At 43.8% G+C, this 21,064-nt stretch carries 20 protein-coding genes and 1 pseudogene; 18 read left to right on the plus strand and 3 right to left on the minus strand.

Annotated features, from left to right (window positions below; translation table 11 throughout):
* Positions 1 to 184: 184 nt before the first annotated feature.
* A complete protein-coding gene (gene rlmD, locus FGS84_RS08755; protein WP_138307570.1) occupies positions 185 to 1,585 on the plus strand; it encodes a 23S rRNA (uracil(1939)-C(5))-methyltransferase RlmD in 1,401 nt (466 codons plus the stop codon).
* A gap of 222 nt (positions 1,586 to 1,807) precedes the next feature.
* On the opposite strand, the gene FGS84_RS08760 is transcribed toward rlmD, so the two are convergent.
* From FGS84_RS08760 to FGS84_RS08770, 3 genes are all read right to left on the minus strand, one after another.
* Positions 1,808 to 2,254, minus strand: a complete 447-nt coding sequence (locus tag FGS84_RS08760; protein WP_227146798.1) for a hypothetical protein — start codon at positions 2,252 to 2,254, stop codon at positions 1,808 to 1,810.
* 112 nt (positions 2,255 to 2,366) lie between these two features.
* Positions 2,367 to 3,356 (minus strand): creatininase family protein, encoded by a 990-nt coding sequence (locus FGS84_RS08765; protein WP_243129916.1) that lies wholly within the window; start codon positions 3,354 to 3,356, stop codon positions 2,367 to 2,369.
* An 898-nt stretch (positions 3,357 to 4,254) separates the two neighbouring features.
* Positions 4,255 to 4,737, minus strand: coding sequence for a DUF370 domain-containing protein (locus FGS84_RS08770; RefSeq protein WP_138307574.1), 483 nt, complete (start codon positions 4,735 to 4,737; stop codon positions 4,255 to 4,257).
* 563 nt (positions 4,738 to 5,300) lie between these two features.
* On the opposite strand from FGS84_RS08770, the gene FGS84_RS08775 reads away from it, so the two are divergent.
* From FGS84_RS08775 to FGS84_RS30760, 17 genes and pseudogenes are all read left to right on the plus strand, one after another.
* Complete coding sequence (locus tag FGS84_RS08775) at positions 5,301 to 6,017, plus strand: LytTR family DNA-binding domain-containing protein (RefSeq protein ID WP_243129917.1); 717 nt, start codon at positions 5,301 to 5,303, stop codon at positions 6,015 to 6,017.
* Between the two features lie 260 nt (positions 6,018 to 6,277).
* A complete protein-coding gene (locus tag FGS84_RS08780) occupies positions 6,278 to 6,964 on the plus strand; it encodes a hypothetical protein (RefSeq protein WP_138307576.1) in 687 nt (228 codons plus the stop codon).
* Between the two features lie 66 nt (positions 6,965 to 7,030).
* Positions 7,031 to 7,195: a hypothetical protein gene (locus FGS84_RS08785; RefSeq protein WP_178332233.1), complete on the plus strand. Its 165-nt coding sequence runs from the start codon at positions 7,031 to 7,033 to the stop codon at positions 7,193 to 7,195.
* Positions 7,196 to 7,314: 119 nt separating this feature from the next.
* On the plus strand, positions 7,315 to 7,989 hold the full coding sequence (locus FGS84_RS08790) for a response regulator transcription factor (protein ID WP_138307578.1): 675 nt from the start codon (positions 7,315 to 7,317) through the stop codon (positions 7,987 to 7,989).
* Entirely contained in the window at positions 7,977 to 9,116 is a 1,140-nt protein-coding gene (locus tag FGS84_RS08795; protein WP_138307580.1) for a HAMP domain-containing sensor histidine kinase, read from the plus strand. Before FGS84_RS08790 ends, FGS84_RS08795 begins: the two co-directional genes overlap by 13 nt.
* Before the next feature lie 59 nt (positions 9,117 to 9,175).
* The gene (locus tag FGS84_RS08800; protein WP_138307582.1) at positions 9,176 to 9,850 is read left to right on the plus strand and encodes an ABC transporter ATP-binding protein; all 675 of its coding nucleotides are present in this window, start codon (positions 9,176 to 9,178) and stop codon (positions 9,848 to 9,850) included.
* Positions 9,847 to 12,327: an ABC transporter permease gene (locus FGS84_RS08805; RefSeq protein WP_138307585.1), complete on the plus strand. Its 2,481-nt coding sequence runs from the start codon at positions 9,847 to 9,849 to the stop codon at positions 12,325 to 12,327. Before FGS84_RS08800 ends, FGS84_RS08805 begins: the two co-directional genes overlap by 4 nt.
* Positions 12,328 to 12,673: 346 nt before the next feature.
* Positions 12,674 to 13,171, plus strand: coding sequence for a hypothetical protein (locus FGS84_RS08810; protein WP_138307587.1), 498 nt, complete (start codon positions 12,674 to 12,676; stop codon positions 13,169 to 13,171).
* 22 nt (positions 13,172 to 13,193) lie between these two features.
* A complete protein-coding gene (locus FGS84_RS08815; RefSeq protein ID WP_243129919.1) occupies positions 13,194 to 13,880 on the plus strand; it encodes a hypothetical protein in 687 nt (228 codons plus the stop codon).
* Between the two features lie 476 nt (positions 13,881 to 14,356).
* Positions 14,357 to 15,109 carry a hypothetical protein gene (locus FGS84_RS08820; protein WP_138307589.1) on the plus strand — a complete coding sequence of 251 codons (753 nt, stop codon included), beginning with the start codon at positions 14,357 to 14,359 and terminating at the stop codon, positions 15,107 to 15,109.
* 59 nt (positions 15,110 to 15,168) lie between these two features.
* Complete coding sequence (locus FGS84_RS08825; protein WP_138307591.1) at positions 15,169 to 15,711, plus strand: YcxB family protein; 543 nt, start codon at positions 15,169 to 15,171, stop codon at positions 15,709 to 15,711.
* A 60-nt stretch (positions 15,712 to 15,771) separates the two neighbouring features.
* On the plus strand, positions 15,772 to 16,269 hold the full coding sequence (locus tag FGS84_RS08830; RefSeq protein WP_138307593.1) for a hypothetical protein: 498 nt from the start codon (positions 15,772 to 15,774) through the stop codon (positions 16,267 to 16,269).
* Between the two features lie 25 nt (positions 16,270 to 16,294).
* A complete protein-coding gene (locus FGS84_RS30755; RefSeq protein ID WP_171042572.1) occupies positions 16,295 to 16,438 on the plus strand; it encodes a hypothetical protein in 144 nt (47 codons plus the stop codon).
* A complete protein-coding gene (locus tag FGS84_RS08835) occupies positions 16,435 to 16,770 on the plus strand; it encodes a PH domain-containing protein (protein WP_138307595.1) in 336 nt (111 codons plus the stop codon). The genes FGS84_RS30755 and FGS84_RS08835 overlap by 4 nt, the downstream gene beginning before the upstream one ends.
* A 495-nt stretch (positions 16,771 to 17,265) precedes the next feature.
* Positions 17,266 to 19,278 (plus strand): EAL domain-containing protein, encoded by a 2,013-nt coding sequence (locus FGS84_RS08840; protein ID WP_240305391.1) that lies wholly within the window; start codon positions 17,266 to 17,268, stop codon positions 19,276 to 19,278.
* Positions 19,279 to 19,889: 611 nt separating this feature from the next.
* Positions 19,890 to 20,624, plus strand: a pseudogene (locus tag FGS84_RS08845) (DUF4261 domain-containing protein); the annotation flags it as partial.
* Between the two features lie 109 nt (positions 20,625 to 20,733).
* Complete coding sequence (locus FGS84_RS30760; protein WP_171042573.1) at positions 20,734 to 20,952, plus strand: hypothetical protein; 219 nt, start codon at positions 20,734 to 20,736, stop codon at positions 20,950 to 20,952.
* Positions 20,953 to 21,064: the final 112 nt, after the last annotated feature.

A 21,064-nucleotide genomic window follows, 5' to 3' on the forward strand; every position in this document is an offset into this window, starting at 1 on the left:
TTGAATCCGGATTCAGCATCAGTTACGTTGATGGATAATATAACAGGATAGTTGTTGGGACCGCCGCGGATGTGGCGGTCCTTTTTGGGTCCGGCTTGATGTGAGCCCTATTGCATGATATAATGATACGGCAAAAGAGAACCATAAGAAAATGCCAATGCGGCAGACAGAACGGAGATATTTTATGAAAAAGGGCGATATTTACGAAGGAATAGTGGAGAAAATCGAATTCCCGAATAAGGGTATCCTGCATATAGACGGCGAGAGGGTGGTGGTGAAAAATGCCATACCTGGCCAGAAGATTCAGTGTGTTATCACCAAGCGCAGAAAGGGAAAGTCCGAAGCCCGGACATTGGAGATACTGGAGCCTTCGCCGGCAGAACAGCCGGAGAAGGCCTGTCCTCATTTTGGGATATGCGGCGGCTGTATTTACCAGAGCCTGCCCTATGAAGAGCAATTGAATATTAAAAAGGAGCAGGTAAAATCCCTGTTGGACAGCGTGGTGGAGGACGGCACCTACGAATTTCAGGGAATCAAGGCCAGCCCAGCCCATCTGGGCTACCGCAATAAGATGGAATTTTCTTTTGGCGACGAGGTAAAGGATGGTCCATTGGCGTTGGGGATGCATAAGAGAGGAAGCTTTTACGATATTGTGACCACCCCGGAGTGCCGGATTGTGCACCCGGATTTTTGCAGAATACTGGTGGCAACCAAGGAGTATTTTGAGGAAATAGGAACCGCATTTTACAAGAAATTGCAGCACCAGGGGTATCTTCGCCATCTGCTGGTCCGCAGGGCGGTTAAGACAGGGGAGATTCTGGTAGACCTGGTGACCAGCACCCAGAGGGAGTATCTGGGCGGAAAGCCCGAGGAGGAGGTACTGTCAGCATGGAAGGAAAGGCTTTTAGGCCTTCCTCTGAAAGGCAGGCTGGCGGGAATCCTGCACACGGAGAATGATTCCCTGGCAGATGTGGTGCAGAGCGATGAGACCCATATCCTTTACGGACAGGACTACTTTTATGAGGAGCTGCTGGGACTGCGTTTCCGCATCTCGCCCTTTTCCTTTTTCCAGACCAATTCCCTGGGGGCAGAGGTTTTGTACGACACGGCCAGAGAATTTGTGGGGGACACAAAGGATAAGGTGGTATTCGACCTTTACAGCGGAACAGGAACCATTGCTCAGATACTGGCGCCTGTGGCCAGAAAGGTTGTGGGGGTGGAAATTGTAGAAGAAGCCGTCAGGGCGGCCCAGGTAAATGCTGAGCTCAATGGACTGGAGAACTGCCAGTTCCTGGCCGGGGATGTGCTGAAGGCGATTGATGATGTGGAAGATAAGCCGGATTTGATTGTGGTAGACCCGCCCAGGGATGGGATACATCCCAAGGCACTGGGAAAAATCATTGATTTTGGAGTGGACCGGATGGTGTATATATCCTGTAAGCCAACCAGTCTGGTGAGGGATTTGGTGGTGCTGCAGGAGAGAGGGTACCGGGTGGAGAAGGCTTGTGCGGTGGATATGTTTCCGGGGACTGGGAATGTCGAAGTGGTAATAATGATGCGGAATTGTGGTTCGGAAGGGAAATAGAGGGATTTAACCACAAGATATAGTGGCTTTTGGCGAAAAATCGGGGAAAAAATTGGGCAAAAAATGGCCGATTTTGACCCCGATTTTTTGGCCTTTTCATAGATGTGAGGTAAGCGCCTAAATTTCGGACGGTAGTTCGGCGCCTAAATTTTTCCTAGTTAAGTTTCACAGGACCTATGTATACCAAAATTTTATATATAATCTTGTAACATTACCTTTATCCTACTCCTGTCTATTTCCATTCACTTTTTTGGCAAACTCTTTGATATAGGGCTTAAAGTTCTTATGCTCTGCAGGCTGCGTTGCAAGAGGGATGGCGAAATCAGTTACCGTCATTACAAAAAACTGGCTGCTGTCTTTAAAGTAAAAAGCAACTTTGCCCATCGCTCCAAGTTTTACTTCTTTCAACATGCTGGCCGTGATATGTAAGATAAAATCCGGATCTACTTCCATCTTTGTCATGGACGGGCAGGGAACAGCCATGATATACATCTCATCCTCCCGGTATCGGACGATCAGATTGGGCATATGGGAATATCCGGACTGTATCCGGTCATAACCTTTCACCGTAGAGACCGCGTCTTTCGCCCCCTGTGCCATAACAATCTCAAAGCCCGCTGTTTCCGGAACCGCGCTCTCGGAACCTTCAATGATTGACTGAATTAGCATCGCATGTTTCCGCTGTGTTTTCTTGTCCGTGAGCTTAATGAGTACAAGCGCTAATATGAGTGGAACACATAAAAATAAAATCAGATACATCGTTTTTCTCTCCTTTTCCTTATCACTTCTTTGAAATGAATTCGTCAATTTTTTTTGCAATATCGTTCACCTGTAAACAGATCATATCTTCCACATGGTGGCTGACATCCTTGTAACCGGCTGGATTTCCTGCATAGCCGAGGGGGACGGTATTTTTTATTTCCTCGCCTCCCTGAAGCCATTTTTGCAGTTTTGCCTGATCCAGAGATGTGGACTTTAACGTTTCGGCGGTCTCTAAATCCACCAGCTGGGGATAAAAATAATTCAAAACCGCTGTTTCAAACGCTCCGGCATGAATATCTAACAGACCAGACTCCGTCGGCTCCGTTTCTGTAAACCATTCCATTGGATAGTCAGGATTTACTACCAGCAGAAAATCTTCATGCCCCTGCCAACCATACAGTTCTAAATCCATGGAATTTAAAACGAGTTTGCAGGACAGCCCCAGCTCGGAATTAGCCCTTTTTATCGCATCAATAAGTGCCTGTACGTGGGCGGCATCTCCATGATAGTTAAAACAAAAAATATCGCGGAATGTAAAACGGCTCATATTTTCAAAAATTTCAAACAGGACCTGTGAAAATGTTTCCGGCCGAAGGGAAAAGGTACCCGGAAAACTGCCAGTACAGTGATTGATTCCCCAATAGTAAGGCGGCGCAATCACGCTCTCCCTATTCATTTCAGCCAGTTTTTTCCGAACCAGCCTGCACATGGCATAGCTCCAGTAGATGTCGGAGCCAAGAGGGAGATGTGGGCCATGTTCCTCGATAACGCCGAGTGGAAACAGAAGCGCTGTGGTTTTCAGCGCTGTATTTTGAAATTTTGTCCAGTTTTCCTCTGCCATCGTTTCCTGAAAAATAGATGTAAACATATCTTTTTTCCTCTCATTTAATTGATCTACCCGGGTGGGGGCATTTGTTAGATTGACCTTTTCGCAGCACACGCCGCCGAAATGCAATGACGCTAATTTTTTTATTGATATTTGCCCGCAAAACGGCTTGAAATCGCTCATTTCTCTTTAAGGGATAGGGACGGAACCCCTGATAGAATGGGACTTGGAGGGCTGTCGTTCCATTCTGTGTTAAAACTTCTCGCAAGGTTTTTTCTAAGGTAGGGCGGGATTTTGCCCACCGAAAAACAGGGAGGATATCATGCAACAAGCCTTACGCTGATTGAGGAGCGCCGTTTTATCCGACGTTGAGCCAGACCATGTACAGCCCCCGGTGGTATGGGAGAAACGGAAAAAGGCCGCCGAGCAGAAGCGCCAACAGAGGAAACGCGTCACATTTTAGGCTCGAAAAAAGCCTTGTAAAGATGGGGCTTTACGGACGCTGAACCAAAAATGGGAGGGTTATACGATTTCACCTGAATCCCCGTAAGCAGGCCCTATCGTTCCGCCCAACCGCCTCAGCGTGAGAGTTTGTCCTCTCCCATGTCGGGGCGGTTTTCTTGCGCGGCAGGAATTCGGATTTGTCAAAACAGTAGTGGCAAGCATTTTGCAGGAGTATATCCACTCTTGTAAAATGCTTGTTGGAGTCCGTAGTTTACCCCCCGGAAAAGGACCACTGCTGGCGGTTCTTTCATCGCTTCTTACGGGGCGGTTGCGTGTCCTGCGGACACTTCTAACCCAGGAGGACAACCTTTCCCAGCCGGTAAAGCTCCCTTTATTTAGCGCACGTAAGGGCGCGTGGCCGCTCCACCTGTGGAACGTTCGCAATGCAAGCGGCCCTTGCCGGGGGATTGGGGGAGCCCCCAACAAGCGGTTTGAACCGTTTTCGCAAAGCGGAAAATGGGCAAACGCACAACGGTGTGTACCGTTGTGCCCTGCTTGCCAGTATTGAAAACAGCAAAATAAGAAATGTGCCTTTTATCAAGAGGGCATAGGTAAATCAGTCCTACAAAATGGAATTTTACTTTAATCTGAAAGGATAAACATGAATAGTATGTCTGCTTAGTTCAATAGTTTCGATATCAAACAGATTCAGTTCACCAAATTCATAGTATATATCTCCCTTCTTATCTGTTTTCGCATTTCCCTTATACCATGCGCCAGTACGAAAAGTTTGAATTAAAATTTTTTCGTCATTAACGAAGCTATAATCAACTTCCTCTCCATAGAAGTATCCAGAATCATATAGAAGATTTATCTGTTCATTCTCAATTTTAAGCAAGGCAAATGCTTCTTCACTTTCACCTGAGAAATAAGAAAAAATCAGGTATTTCTTAGATGGGGAAAGTTGCAGTGAACCTCCACCATAACCCCCAGAAGCATAAGAAATCTCGAATCTGTTCTCTACTGTATCGTTGGAAATTAAAGATAGAATAATTTCATCATCATCCTCTAAAATAACTTTTTTCCCGTCTGATAAGAATACAACTTTTGTTTCTTCCATAAAAATCCCTTTCTACAACTCCAAATTTGTCGAATACGCCTTCTCCGCCAAAGGAAACACTCTTCTTCCTTTTACTCGTTGGATCTGTCAAGTTATTCTGCGTATCATTATATCGTGTTTCAAGTCTTTATAAAATCCGGGCGGGATTCTGGGTAGTTTATACTTTGAAAACACATCAAAAATACAAGCTGGATAAACTTTAAAATCCCTATTCACCGGTGTTCCCGGCATTGCCGCACCTTTAATAAAGTCGAAAAACAATTTGAACCCAATACTATTTTTTATTATGAAGCATGATGTAAGCTTCCGGTCAAATCACAGCTTAATGTTTTGTATGAGTGTGTTCCGTCAGGTCAGGCCGGACATAATAAATATATCACAGTTATTGGTAGGTCTTGCTTCTATTTCATTACATTACCATAGGCGTTTCATGACATTCTCTTTGAATTGGTTTAGAATTATGGTAAAATTATACCCATTCGGGCCCCGCATAACTGAATGCTACGCATGGGCGCGCTCTGCGCGATAAGGTATAACAATTTAACAAACGGATTAGGAGAACGATGATGTTGCGGATTGGTATTTGTGACGATGATCCTCATATGCTTAACTATCTCTCGGCTTTGTGTACGAAAATTCTGCCTGAAGCAGTCGTTACAGAGTATCGAGGCGGTATGGAGTTTTTAAGCAGCACCGGAAGTTTTGAAATTATTTTAATGGATGTGCGTATGGAGGGGCTGGACGGCTTAAACGTAATCAAACAGCTCCAAAACAGAATTTCAAAAAAAACGCCGAACTCGCCGGCCGTGATTTTTATTACGGCTTATGATGAATATGTATTTGAAGCGCTGGATTTATTTCCGTTCCATTATTTATTAAAGCCTCTCGATGAAGAAAAATTTGAGATGATACTGAAACGTGCGGCAGAAAGGTATGAAAAAAAGGAAAAAGAAGAGGCTGTTTTTTTTCACACAAAAACCCGCCATTTACATATTTATCCCAGGGATATTTACTTTGTGGAGAGTAACCTGCGAAAGGCCGTTATTAATCTACAGCACGAGCAATTTGAAGTGTATTCTACGATGGCGGAGTTGGAAAACTTGTTTGGGGACTCTTTCTTTCGCTGTCACAGGGGGTACCTGGTGAATCTTGGAAAGGTCCAAAGCTATGACAGGGCTACGATCACACTGATTAATGGGAAGCGTGTAATTTTATCCAAGACGAAATATGCGGAATTCGTAGATGCGTATATGCGTTATTTAAAAATCAATGAGGGGTAGAATGGGCTGCTGTTACAATTCGGCAGCCCTGTGTTTTTTGTGAGCGCTCTTTTGGTTACATAATCAATATAGTTTCATGGCAGTTCTGATAAACATCTCTATGTATGTGATAAAATAAGATAAGACTGCATGGAAAAAAATTGTAACGTATGCCGGGGGCCAGGATAAGAATTTTACTATTATGAGATAAGGGGAAAATGCTTTTTGTAGAAAATTTCGAGGATAATACGATATAGAGCTATAGATAGTCAGGAGAAAATATGGAATGGTATGGGAAACTGAGAAAAAGTTTTTTTGTCTATAATTTCAGCCAGTACCTGCTGAAGTTTCTGGAGGACAAGGCAGGCCTTGCCGGACGAAGTAATTCCGATAAGTGGAGTCTGTTTTTTGAAAAAGTGGAGTGTTGGAAAAATCGATACTGTATTTCTTCAGAACTGGTGACACTCTATGGAGTAAATGGCTGGTATGTGGATTTTAGGTTCAGCCGCTTTAAGCTGCCTGACAGCAGGGAATATCAAATAGAGGAATATGCAGCGATTCTGTTGTTCATCGATTTAGTAAACTCCTGTGATGGCGATGCAATGGAATTTGAATGTTTGAAGAATACAGAATTTGAAGAATATTTTCAATATTATGATTATCCTGTGGAGGAGAATGCTGTGTTATCCAAAACGCAGTTTTGTGATGAATTACAGCACTTGTACAACAGCTCTTTTGAACGGTTTCAGTATTATGTGAATCAGCCGGCAAAACAGAATCCGAACGTGATTGAAAAATTAGAGTTACAGTATCCAATCTATATAAACTATATGGATTTTTTTAGGAGTAATATACGAGAAAACAGCAAAATAGTACGGTTAAATTCATTTGGACGCGATGAAGATATATGGTATATGGTACCCGTTAATTTTGCTGTATTCTTGATTGCTGTGAGAGAAATTATCTAATGGGGAGATAATGAAGCCAGTAACAGATATGAAACAGGTGAAATTCGATTTCGTTATTCGAGAAAAATGTCAGATGACGGCACTGAATGGATACGGCACGGGCTATTTACAGAATATCATCAGAACGGCAACATATTGTCAACAGGGATGTATAATGAAGGCTTAGAAAATGGGCGCTGGAAAGATTATCATGAAAATGGAAACTTAGAAAGTGAAGAGATTTTTGAGTAATTATACAAATTCCAGATCAAGCAATTGATTGACATTTTTGAAAAACCAACATTATAGTATGAGAAAATCTTGAGATTTATGCGCTATACTATTCTGTGTGATAAGGGGGTGATCTTCAAGTGACAAATAAGATACTATTGGTCGATGACGAAAAAGGCGTTGTCGATGTAATGAAAGATTATTTTCAACTATCGGGCTATCAAGTAATGACGGCATATAGTGGGACTGAAGCTCTTACAAAAATTCAAAGACAGCCGGACATTATTTTGCTGGACATCAATATGCCCGATATTGACGGGCTGACAGTCTGCCAGACTATTCGGGAACATATCACTTGTCCAATCCTGTTTCTAACTGCACGGATTGAAACAGCGGACAAAATTAAAGGCTTCTCTGTGGGGGCGGATGACTATATTGTAAAGCCGTTTGACCTCGATGAATTGGGGGCAAGAGTTGCGGCACACTTGCGACGAGAAAACAGAAAGCAAGAACACTCTATGCTCCGTTTTTTTGGAGATATGGCGATAGACTACACGAAGCGAGAGGTCACGATCAATGGGGCTCCCGTTGTCTTATCTAAAAAAGAGTTTGATATTGTAGAGCTGCTGTCTGTCAATGCTGGGCAAGTTTTTGACCGTGAACGGATTTACGAAATCGTCTGGGGGATTGATGGTGATGGAAACAGCGATACGATTATGGAGCATATTCGTAAAGTGCGGAGCAAATTTGCTATGCTGACAATGCACAGCTATATTGACACTGTTTGGGGGATGGGCTATAAATGGAACGGATAAAACAAATGAGTTTGAAAAAAGCCTTATTCACCTTAACCGTTATTAACCTTTTAGCAGCAATCGTCCTTTCGGCATTGGCTTTTGGGGTATGTCTGGAAATCAGATCGCAGATTGCACCGCAAGGTATTGTCATCTATACCGGCGCACCTTCCATGACAACTGCTCTGGAGCCATCCGGGCAAGCGATATTTTGGGCAAGGGCTTTGGAAGTCATGCAATTTGCTTTACCTGTTTTGATTTTTATATGCTCCTCATTTTCAACAGCGGTATTGTTCTATAATCTAAAGTTGAAAAAGCCTGTTGAAGTTCTAACAAACGGAGCAAACCGCATAATAGCCAATGATTTAGATTTCACCGTGGAAACGGATACTTCCGATGAACTGGGACAGCTCTGCGTTGCGTTTGAAACTATGCGGCAGGCTTTGGTTGCAAATCATAAAGAACTGTGGAGGCAGGCAGAGGAACGCAGACGGCTGAACGCTGCTCTTTCCCATGAGTTGAGAAATCCTGTTACTGTCTTAAAAGGTGCCGTAAAACTGGCAAACCAGAGCATTAAAAGTGGAATGGCAAGCCAGGAGCAGGTTTCGGAAAATCTGCAGCGCATGGAAGGATATACACAGCGAATTGAAAAATATGTAGAGATTATGAGTGGCGTTCAGCGGTTAGACCAAATCCCTCTCGGAGCTAAAACGATTGGCTGGGACACTCTCCTTACCGAACTCAAACAGACGGTTCAATTGGTTGGCTTGGATAGCGGAAAAGAAATTGAGTTTGAAGCTGCTGGCTCCACAGACGAGCTCGTGATAGATCAGTCTGTACTACTCCAAATAGCAGAAAACCTTGTTTCCAATGCGTTGCGATTTGCACGGCAGGTTATTCACTTTACCTGTGCCGTAAGCGATGAAACCTTGGAATTGTCTGTTCTGGATGATGGAAATGGGTTCCCTCCGGCTCTCATACAGAAGGGCATCCAGCCTTTTCAAAAGGGACATGATGGAACAGACCATTTTGGTATGGGGTTATATATCTGCAATCTGCTCTGTCAAAAGCATGGTGGAGCCTTAAAAATCGAAAATACTTCCAACGGTGCTTTTGTGCGGGCAACAATAAAAATCAATAAACCTTGAGGAATTCTTGAGAATTACCTTTTATACTCTCCTTATCAAAGCGATAAGGAGAGTATTTTATGGATATTCAAATGAATGATATATCAAAAATCTACGGAGCGAATGAAGATAAAGTCATCGCACTCGATCACGCAAGTATGACGATCCATGAGGGAGATTTTATTTCTATCATGGGGCCGTCCGGGAGCGGGAAAAGCACCTTGCTCCATATTATTAGCGGATTGGACAGACCGACAAAAGGGTGCGTCCTCTACGGTGATACCGATATTCACAACGGAAGTGACAAAACGCTGTCTGCTTTCCGCCGTCAAAAGATCGGCTTCATTTTCCAGCAGTTTAATCTGCTCCCGGTACTAACCGCCCGTGAAAACATAATTATGCCGTTGCTTTTGGATAAGCGGCAGGCAGACGAAGGTTATTTGCGGGAGCTTGCAGCTCTCCTGGGATTAGAAAACCGCCTGTCTCATTTGCCGCATGGGCTTTCTGGGGGACAACAGCAGCGTGTGGCGATTGCCCGTGCGCTGATTTCAAATCCCGACATCATTTTTGCCGACGAGCCGACTGGCAACCTGGACAGCAAAAGCGGTGGCGAAGTGATGAAAATGCTGTGTGGCATTCAGAAAAAATTGAAAAAGACCTTGGTTGTTATTACCCATGACCCACGGATTGCTGAAATGGCCAACCGCCGTTTTACCATTGTTGACGGGGTACTTTCGGAGGTGCAGGCAAAATGAAATCCTATCTGTCCCTGGCGCTCAAAGAGATAAAAGCACAAAAGATAACGGCCATTCTTGTTTTGATTGCTGTAATTCTGTCCAGCGTGATGACCACCGCCATCGGGCAGTCCCTTGGTATTTTACAGGGAATGAGAGTAGAGCAGGCGTCATCCCTTAACGGAGACCGATATGCAACATTTCATCAATTATCAAAAAAACAGGCTTCAGAACTATCGGGTGATCCCCGGCTGGTAGATGTGGGCAGTCTAATCAATCTCGGTTCTGCAAAACTTGGAAATAGCGGACTGTCCCTGTTTTTGCGGGAATACCTGGATGGAGCTCTGGCCGCCTATCCCTCTATCAACAAAGTCAAAGCAGGCCGATTGCCAACAGCTCCCAACGAAATTGCACTACCTGAAAGTGTGCTGCAGTATTTGCCCGAAGATATTCAAGTAGGAGGTCAGGTCACATTGGACGTGAGCATTTCTCTCCTGTATGATACGGAGGAGTCCTGCAAATACACTGCAACATTTGATGTCTGCGGTATTTTGGAAAGTAATTATATTGGCTATGCAACGGGAAGTGTGGAGGCCATAGCAGGCGCAGGTACGGCTTCCATGTATTTGCCGGATCGCTATATGCTCTATTCCACCGATTTCAAAACCCGCAGCACAAAGCAATTCAAGGCTATTGTGGATGATTTGGCACGGGCCCTCAATATGGAGGACAGGAGTATTCAATACAACTGGGTCTTGCTGGATGCCCTTGGGGTCTCCTATGCTGAGAGTGGTGCGTCTGATACAGATACAGGCTTTTCCTTTATGACGATTGCCTGCGTGATGGTCGGTGCGCTCGTTCTGCTTGCGGCTGGCCTGGTGATCTATAATGTCCTGAAAATCGCTGTTACAAAGCGTATCAGAGAATATGGAACGCTTCGGGCTATTGGCAGTGAAAGAAAGCAAATTTATCGTCTTGTTTCTCTTGAACTGCTCATTCTCTGCGGCGTGGGCATTCCCATCGGCCTGCTGTCAGGTGTGCTATCTGCAAAGGGAATTTTGATTGCTGCTACAAGCGTTCTCAATCCCGATTTGTTCATGGCGGATACCACCGCAGAATTGCATAACTCAATTAGTGGTGCAAGTGTATCAAATGGAGGATTTCTCCTTGTAAGCGTTGTTATTACTTTGCTGTTCGCCATGCTGGCGGCTTATCCTGCGGCCCGGTATGCAGCCCATGTGTCCCCAACGGTTGCTATGTCCGGGCAGTCTGCAAAAATTAAACGCCGTGTACGGAGAGAGAAGAAAATCCGAAACTTTGAAAGCTATTATGCACGACTGAACTTAATGCGTGGGCGTGGCAGAACAGCAATCACTATTCTTTCTTTGGTTATGAGTATCACAGTCTTTGTAGCCCTGCAAAGTTTTACGGCGATCCTTGATACCAGCAGCAGCGTAAAGGAAATACACCTGGGTGATTATGCGATTACAAATGAAACGGTTGGGATTCCGCCTCAAAGTGTCAACCAGCTTCGGGAGCAGGATCAATTGGCGTCACTCGCTACAACAAAACTATCCGTGTATGTGCAAGACGAGGACGGCGGGCTTCCTCTGGAATTGAATGTCCCTTTGCAATCCTGGGAGTCTATGCAAATTGCAGGGCTTAATGATGAGCGTTTGACCTCTTATGTGAAAGACTTAAGTGAGCAGGATATTCAGGATTTGCTGTCCGGTTCTGCTTGCATTGTCAAAAATCCGATAGCTTTTTCTTATGAAGGCCAGACTGTTGAAAGTACGAACTTTGAAATTGGCGATACCCTATCAGTAAACGGTGTAGATTTTCAAGTGGTTGGCGTTGCCGATCAACCTGTCACAATCAATAACGGCGGCTTCATAAACGGTGTGCAGATTATCGTTTGCGATACTGCTTATGATAATCTGACCGGGCATTCGCAGTATTCTGAAGTATATCCTACTCTGAAAGAGAACTCCGATACCGGGAAATTTGAGACATGGCTGAATCGCTGGTGCGACAAAAATCCGGGAAGTCATTGGCTCTCCTATCTTCAGAGCGACGCTCAACTGGAGGAAAGTTTTGGACAGATCAAAATGCTGTGCTGGGGACTGATTCTCTTTATCGGGTTGATTGGAGTACTGAATATTATCAATACTGTTTACAGCAATATTCATACCCGTGTATCTGAGATCGGTATGCAACGGGCTATTGGCATGAGTACGAGAAGCCTGTATAAAACATTCCTTTGGGAAGGGGCGTATTATGGAATTTTCGCTGCTGTGATTGGTGGCCTATTAGGCTATATCTGCACAGTCTTTGTAAGCGCCGCCACAACCGACACCTTACAGTTTGTAGCTATCCCGTATTTTTCCATCATAGAGGCCGCTGCATTTTCTATTGTTGCCTGCCTGCTTGCGACGGCTGTTCCTTTGCGCTCTATTGCCAGACTGAATATTGTTGAGTCGATTGAAGCAGTAGAGTAATGAGAGGAGAATCGTTTGAAAAAGCTGAACATACCAAACAATCTGAAATACGAAAGAGGTGTAATGAATCATATATGGAAATGTAATGAAAAGAACTGCGGACTTTTCTGGCAGACGGTATAATTACCATATGAAATTCTGTCGGAAAGAAGAAAACTTGTGATGAAATACAATCGGCCATCCGGGAAAGTTTTTCCGGGTGGTTTATTTGTACTTTTAGTATGCATGTAAGCATGAGGCACTGTATGCTTGCTTTTTTGCTATGCTTCATGAAAGAACCTGCATTACGGTAAAAATTGCCTGAGGAAGGCGGTGCTTTTTGTATATGGTGTGGGAGAAAAGATATATGTGTATAGGCAAAATCATAAAAAATGTATTTGTATTCTTGAAGTTCGGCGGCTTGGGGATTCTGATTTTCGTCTATTTTATTGTATCTAAAACATGGCAGGACCTAAAAAAGCCGGTTCCGGTTGAATCAGCAGAGGAGTTAAGCGAAGGAGAAATTGTTACATTTTATACAATTCTTTGTGGTGACAAAGAGATATCGGGGGATTGGGATGGGCAGGCAGAATTGTACTTTTACGAAGGAACAATTGGAAGCGATCCGGTAACCCTGGCAATCCCTCAAGATGTTATCTGGCAAATCAAACTGATGTCTGTTAACTACTTTAAAGTAATCGGTAAAGTGAGAAAGACGGATGACAGAAATAAGTCCATGTACGTTGAAGTTCTCCGGGAAGATTATAAAAACACTGCCACACGTTTGTTTGGCATGGGAGCTTTTTTTCTGGTATCAGGAACTTTAACGATGCTCTATACATACAGGATGAAAACAGAAAAATGAAACGGGGAAGTTGGGAGTAGACATGGATTTAATAGACAAGAAGATAAAAAAGCTGGAACAGATAACAGACGGCGTTGCTGTGTACAATGCAATTTCTTATATTGCGAAGAGAATCAATGAAGAGAACCGAGAAAAAATTATGGGAGCTCTTATGCGGTATGGTGATAAAGGACTGGTTGAATTTCACCGTGGTTTTGCGGTGGAGAGAGTTGCAGCGCTGATGGAGCAGGGGGACATTCAATACCGTGATTTTTTTATGTCCTGTATCCAGTCTGGGGACAGCAGCAAGGTGTACTGGGCAATCAGGGGATACGTCAAAGCAGTTGGTAAAGCGGCCTGTGATGCGTTGACTCCATTTATATTTCATGATGACTTTCCTCTGGAGTGTAAAGCAAATATTATTTTGCAGCTGTCAAAGGCAACCAATAATTCGTTTGAACAGGGCAAATCTTTGTATCCCGGATTTTGGAAAGAGAGTGATATCGATTATGAGGCGATACGAAACTGGGCAGAACAGGGATTTCCCTGCGGGAACGGATATGCGGAGCCAGTCCGCCATGTTTGCCTGGATTTCCCGGAAACAGCTGCAGAAGAGGTATATGCAAAAATTGAAAAAAAGCTGAAACTGAAACGGGAGAAGGAACAAAATCTGGCTTGTCCCACAAACTGGTTGGAAAGGCTTCGCCTCTTAGAGCGGATTTTAAGCTGAGAGGATATCATGGGCCTGTTACCGTATATGGAGCCCAAAATCTCATTTATTATCAGAGGGTCTACAGCTATAATCCGGTTGAAAAAAAGAGTATTGCCAGTTGGAATAAAGACTATCTTGTGATTGCGGACAGGGAATCCGATCCTTTTTGTATTGATCTTACGCTGGAAAAATCGCCCGTCTACTTTGCGCTGCATGGTATGGGCAAGTGGGAGTTTTCAGAAGCATTCGGGGATTTTATGGATTTCATGAAGCACATCACGGTCTGACTATCAGGAATCAACAGCGCAAAGCTGTGTGGGGGTGGCATGAGGGGGACTTTTATGTTGATTAACACTGTTAAGAATGTAATCTATATTGTTTTTTGCTTTATCAGTATAATCTATCTGCCTGTTAAACCTGGCATGTTTGAACTGCGGTTACTGGCGGTGTTCTTGTTCTTCTTTGCCCTCCCCGTATTGCTTGAGGGGGGGGGGGTGAACAGATATGAAAGAAAAGGCAGAAGAAAGAGCCGAAAACGGAACTATGATGAAGCAATCCTGTATTTCAGGAAGAGCTATGCATTTTATGAGCGTCATGCCTGGGCAGAAGTATGCCGGCGCTGGTGCTGGCCTTTTCGGAAAAAGAATACGGGGCAGGAGGCGGCCGTTGCCCAGATGCTTCTGTGCTATTTAAACTTAGGGCAGCGCAGCAAGGCTTTTGAATGTAGAAAAGAACTGCAGGAAAAATGGCCCGAAGGTCTGACCGGGAGTGAGGATTTTTCATTTTTAGAGGTTTTGGAGGATGGAAATTACCAGGAGTTCCAAAGAGAAAATGAAGAACAGATGATGGCTGCTCTGTCGGGCTTATTGAAGCCGGGAGAAGAATTGGAGCTTTGTTTTTATGGCGTCACAGACAGACGTGGGAAAACAGGCAGAAGGTGGAAAAAAAGACTCAGTTTTGTGAGGCTTAGCGGAAGTGATCTATTCATTGCCGTCTTAAAAAGGCCGTCAATGGAAGAAACAGCGTGGACAGAACGGTATTCGCTAGATGTCAGGCATGTAAAAAAGGAAGTTCGTTTTTCAGATTGGTGTATCTTTGAGATCCTGTGTGTGAATGGGGAACGATTAAGGATTCAATACCTAAAGATGCTGGCAGCGAATCAGTATGCGGGGCAGGAGGAGAACGTCAGACGGTTTGAAGATGCTCTGCGCCGCCTGGAGATACGTCCGAAGGACTGTTCAACATGAGATGGAAAAGCAGGAGTTTGCAGAGCGCATGAATGGAAGAAAGGAGCAGGAATCATCATATGGAGTTATTTAAAACAACAGGAGTTCTTGATGAACCGATACTGAGAGAGGTCGCTAAATGGGGAATTCCTAAATTAGAAAAAAGAGCAGCAATTATTTGTTTCATAGTTAGTCTCGCCCTCAGTGCGGCAAGATACCCTGCACTTGCGGCGGTTTTCTTTTCTGTCGGTTTGTTTTTTGTATTATGGCAGTACGTCCTGTTCCGCTGGATAACAGTAAAAAGGAATCTGCGCGATATGCAGGACTTCAATGGGGTAATGGGCTATCAATATACCAGCTGGTTTGATGAAGAAGGACTGGCAGTGATAAATCAAACCAACCATGGGGAAGGAAAATTCAAATATGCCTTTTTGAAACGGGCTTTTGAAACAGAACATATTTTGGCTTTACAGACGAAACGCAATCAGTTTGTTCCGATTTTCAAAAACGAGCTGAGTCTGGAAGAATTAGACGAGCTGATGGTATTTTTAAAATCACGGAACGAAAAAATTAAAATTTGCCGTTTGAAGAAACAAAATGATAAAGGAGCATCGGGAAATTAAAGCCAGGGAGAATGGGCTGATGGAACTTCTAAGAAAGGAATGATTCGGGAGGAATGTTGTATGAGTGCAAGAAAAATGATAAAGGGTATCATTCTATTAGTGAAGTACGGCGGCCTGGGTATTTTTATTTTTATCTATTTATTCGCATCCAAAATGTGGCTGGATTTTAAAGAGCCGGTTCCGGTCTCATCGGCCTGGCAATTGACTGAGGGAGAAATCGTAACATTTGATACGCCCCTCAATGACACAGGAAAGGTATCCAGGTATTCAGATGGAACGGAAAATATGCACTTCTACGAAGGAACCCTTGGAGGGGAATCAGTTACCCTCGGAATCCATCATAATTTTGTCCAACAGATTGAAAAGATAACGTCCAGCCATGAACCGATAATCGGTAAAGTGAGAAAAATGGATGGAGAGAGCAATTCACTGTATGTTGAGATACTCAGAGAAGATTATAAAAGTTCTGCTATCGGGCTGCTTGGGATGGGGATTTTTTTCCTGGCATCAGGCGTACTGATTATGGTTTATACATATAAAAGGAAAAGACATAAGTGATTCAGGAAATAGGAGAAAATCATATATGGACAATAATTATGAGGCAGCGGTATCTGATACCATGTCTGAGAAATTTATAAAATATAAATATATCACGGCGGGAGGAAAAGAAAATGGCAGGAACAGGGATGTCAGAGAGCAAATGGTTAATGAGGAGGAACACCCATGAAGGATTTTGATTTACTCCCTGGTGAGGAGTGTGTAAAGGAAACAGGAGGAGATTGCTGGGAGACTCCCGGAACGTTTAGAAGTCAGGTTCCGGGAAAGTATTTATTTACCAATCAACGTATCATTTTTGTTGGAAATGGAGTGATTGAAAAGCTGCGTGTCAAGTTTGAAATCTCGTATTCGGAAATTCAATCGGTGACTCCCTATCGGGTTGTGTTTTTCAGCACGGGCATACTCATTCGAATGAAAAATGGGGACAGTTACCGCCTATCGTTGAGAAAGAGAGATCAGTATATTGCCATGATTCAGAACTATATGGAAGGGACGGCCTAAGATGGAATTGTTTAAAACAACAGAAGTTCTTGACGAAACGGTACTAAAAAAAGTTGGGAAAAAGGGCGGTATGATCATTTGAATAGCCAGACTGCTTTACATAATGATTACAATGGGTTTTGGGATATGGTCAGAGCATATTTTGATAAGAACTTAAATTAAAGGGCCTCCAGTTTGGTGGACGGAAAATTTAAAAGTGCATGATTGCTGTCTTGCAGGGAAAAGGACTTTTAAATACCATTACACCTGTTTTATTTGTGTTGGGAAGGTTAGAGGCATATTATGAAAAGAAGAAAATCATATATTATACCGGTAGGGTGTATCCTTGCATTTATGCTTCTGGCCGTAGTTGGGATTATGTGTGATGGCAGCCTGGGTCTTAAACGTATGCTGTCGGATTCCATTCACCAGACATTAAATGAGACGGCGGGACAGCAGACCTTTAATCTTCATCAGAAGATAGAAGCAGATATCAGCGCGCTGAATAATATTGCCTTGCAGCTGGAAAAACTCCCACAAAAGGAATTAGATTCCTATTTGGATCAGGTTATACAAAATACAGGGTTCAGTGTTCTTGCGCAAGTAGGTACAGATGGTGTTGGAATTGATAATAAAGGAAACAAGCTGGAGGTTTTTGACGATGCCCTCTTTCGACAGGTCATGAAGGGAGAAACTGTAGTTGGCGATGTGGAGGACACTCTTTTTGCAGATAAAACAGTTATCCCTGTTATGGTTCCTGTTATATCAGATGACGTGGGGACGCCAATCGCTGTCCTGATTGGAGGTTATACTCCTCAAAAATTGAATAACCTTTTCCTCCCTTCCTTCGATGGAAAAGGGGTAACCTACATGGTCAGTATGTCTGGCAGTGTAGTTCTCCCAACGGATGATACCAGCAGCCAGGACGTCCCGTTTAAAAATGCAAGGGATTATATGAAGGTGATAAAAGGGAGCAATCAGGAATGCGTGTTGTCGGATATCCAGCAGGGAAAATCCGGGCATATGGTATTTGATATAAACGGAATAAGATGGCACTGCCACTACAATCCGGTAGGATATGGCGGCTGGTACATATTCACCCTGTTACGCCATGACATTGGAACGGCCTATGCCACGGAAATCACCTCCAGGCTTGCAGCCGCATCGGGGCTGGTTCTTATTTGCTTGCTGGTTTGCGGTCTGCTGATTATGCGGCAGCAGAGAAGATATATGGCTATTCTGGAGAAAGTGGCGTATTATGATGAGTTGTGTAAATGCCCCAATCTTTCCAGGTTTAAGCTGGATGTCCAGAAATTCATAGATGACCATCCGGAAGATATGGTTTTAATGACCAAATTTGATATCAGGGGATTTAAACTTCTCAATAAAATATTAGGGGAAGAGGTTGGAAATACGGTTCTTATAACGATTGCCGCCACTTTAGAGCAGGAAAGAAAAATTAAATGTTATTGCAGGGCTCACGATGATGAATTTTATGTATTTTTATGCTGCCCTACTCCAGAAGAACTGGATATAGTCAGGTCAAATGTCTGGAATCAATTTTATGAGCGTATGGGAACGGGGTTTTCATATCCGATAGAAGTAATAGAAGGCCGCTATTTTATATCGTTTGATAACTGCAGGAGTGCAGTTGAGGCCGTGGAAAAAACAAATATAGCCCATGGCAAAGCAAAAGAACTCGGGGAAAAAGTCTGTACATATGATGAGGAGCTTGTCAAGCAGGCATTATGGAAACAGCAGGTTGAACATCAACTGGATGCCGCGCTTGAAAATGGTGAATTCAAGATCTATTTACAGGCTCAGTATAGTCTGAGTGATGAAAAGCTGGCCTCGGCAGAGGCACTGGTACGCTGGGAAAAGGAGGGAATTTTAATTCCTCCGAACGATTTTATTCCTATCCTGGAGCAGAAGGGCTTGATTACAAAACTGGATTTCTATGTATTTGAACAGGTGTGCAGAGTGATGCAAAAATGGGAGAATGAAGGGAGAACCCCAATAGAAATTGCAGTGAATTTTTCCCGCAGGCACCTGGAAAATTTGGATTTTATTCAGGACTTATGCGGTTTGGCGGATCAATATGGAATCCAGCATCATTTATTGGTTGTTGAGCTGACGGAAACTGCCATGTGGGATAATGAGAAAATCATAATCCAAATGGTTGAGCAGCTTCATAAAAATGGATTTCTGATGGCAATGGACGACTTTGGCACAGGTTATTCTTCCTTAAGCCTGCTGAAAAACCTGCCGGTAGATATCATGAAAATAGACAGAAGCTTCTTTTCTGATAATCAATATAGGGACCGGGCCAGGATATTGATTTCTAATGTCATGAACATGGCAAAGCAACTGGGGATGGTTACGGTGGCAGAGGGGATAGAGGAGAAAAGGCATATTGAGTTTCTGCGGCAGGTGAGCTGTGACAAAGTGCAGGGTTACTATTTTGCGAGGCCGGTTCCTGCTGAAAGCTTCTGGACAGGAAGGGAGGAAGATACGGAAAAGGGAAAATAACATGCTGTCTCTGCCGGCGACGGAGTTTATTATGCTTGAGCAGTTAAATAACTTCCAGTTGTTGGGACTGAAAAAATGGAAGTTGTCAAGTTGAATCATGAAAGGCAGATGTCAAAAGTAACTAAAATATGCATGGGAGGTTTTATAGATGGATATTGTATCAAGTAGTCAATCGCGATACTATAATGCAGACATATTATATTCCCCGCAAGGTGGTTTTATCTGATAAAATACAATTTGAGTTGGGAAAAGGAGAATCATAAATTATGAGAATAGCACAGATGGAAGCGGCAAAAAATTCAATGGTGGAGTGGTTATCCCACCCACAGGTACTCGGTAAAATTCCCACGAAGATTGAATGTACAGGAACATTTGACTTGCATGGAATGCGATATTACATATTTAAATATAAAAGAAGCCTCCTGGGAAAATGGCTGCTGGGGGTATGCGGCGGCTATGAGGGAGAGACGCTGGAACACTGCGGCCATGTCTACAGTAATATGGAGGAATACCATGAGGCGGCTTCCGTTAAAGCGGCCACAGAGATTGTGGAACAGCTCCGAGTCTATTGGATGGAGCAAGCAAAACAGGAGGAAAGGCGCAAGGAGAGCAGTGGAAAATTTGCTGGTTTTGTCTTATTATCAGAGCCCTGCTGGGATAAGCGGCAGCTGATTTTGGACCTGAAAGAAAAATGGGATTTAGAAGTGGCGGAGGATGAAGATGAAAAGGGAAACGATGTCCCCTTGGTGTTTTATATTGGTAATATGACCGCTGCGGTCAGCCTGATGCCTGCTCCAGTTCCCGATGGTGAAGCAGAGAAAAATGCGGAAAACAATTATATGTGGCCGGAAGCTGTGAACACAGCCAGAGCGCATAAGGCACATCTCTTAGTCGCTGTGCTGGGCAAGGAAGAAAATCTTTTGGAACGCGGCAAGCTCTTTACCAAGATTGTCTCCTGCTGCTGCAGGCAGAAAAATGCTACCGGTGTCTATACCAGCGGAGTTGTGTTTGAGCCGCGCGTTTATGAGGGGTTTGCGGATATGATGAAGGAGGATGAACTCCCTGTCTTTAACTGGATCTGGTTTGGACTTTACCGAAGTGAGAAGGGCGTATGCTGCTACACCTATGGCATGGATATCTTTGGAAAGGACGAGATGGAAGTGTTGGACGCCAAAGCCGAGCCATCAGAGGTGAGGGACTTCCTGGTCAGTCTGGTATCCTATGTTCTGGAATATGATGTAATCCTGCGTGACGGGGAGACCATCGGCTTTACAGCGGACGATAAGCATACCATTACCTTAAACGAGGGGGTTTCCCTGCCGGGAATGACCTTGAAAATCGGTTTTCAGGAGTCATGACAGCAGTACAGGCGTCGAAACCACGGATATACAATGTGATGCAGGCGATATTGAAATAACAGGAGATATTCAGGGCAAAATAAATCTGAACAATGATATGGGGCATGTTATAATCAAAACAACAACGGCTGCTGAGTCCATCAACTACAATCTGACTATAGATATGGGAACATTGCTGGTAGATGGCAGGGAATATAAAGAGTACTTCACCCAAAATGGAGCGCCGTATTCGCTCTGGGCAAGGACTAAAGCGGGTAATATGGAAGTCTATCATTTGACGGCTATTGATAAAGAAGCTACAGTCAGAAACCCATAAGGTGATTGCTAGCAGTTGGAGTGATTGTAGCTTTTGCAAATAAACAAAAAGTCAAAGCCTTTGCAGGCATACTAAGGAGGGGAAGGTAGATGATAGAGATAGCGGAGGTACA

This window comes from Clostridium sp. 1001271st1 H5, from assembly GCF_005845215.1.
Lineage (GTDB): Bacteria > Bacillota > Clostridia > Lachnospirales > Lachnospiraceae > Enterocloster.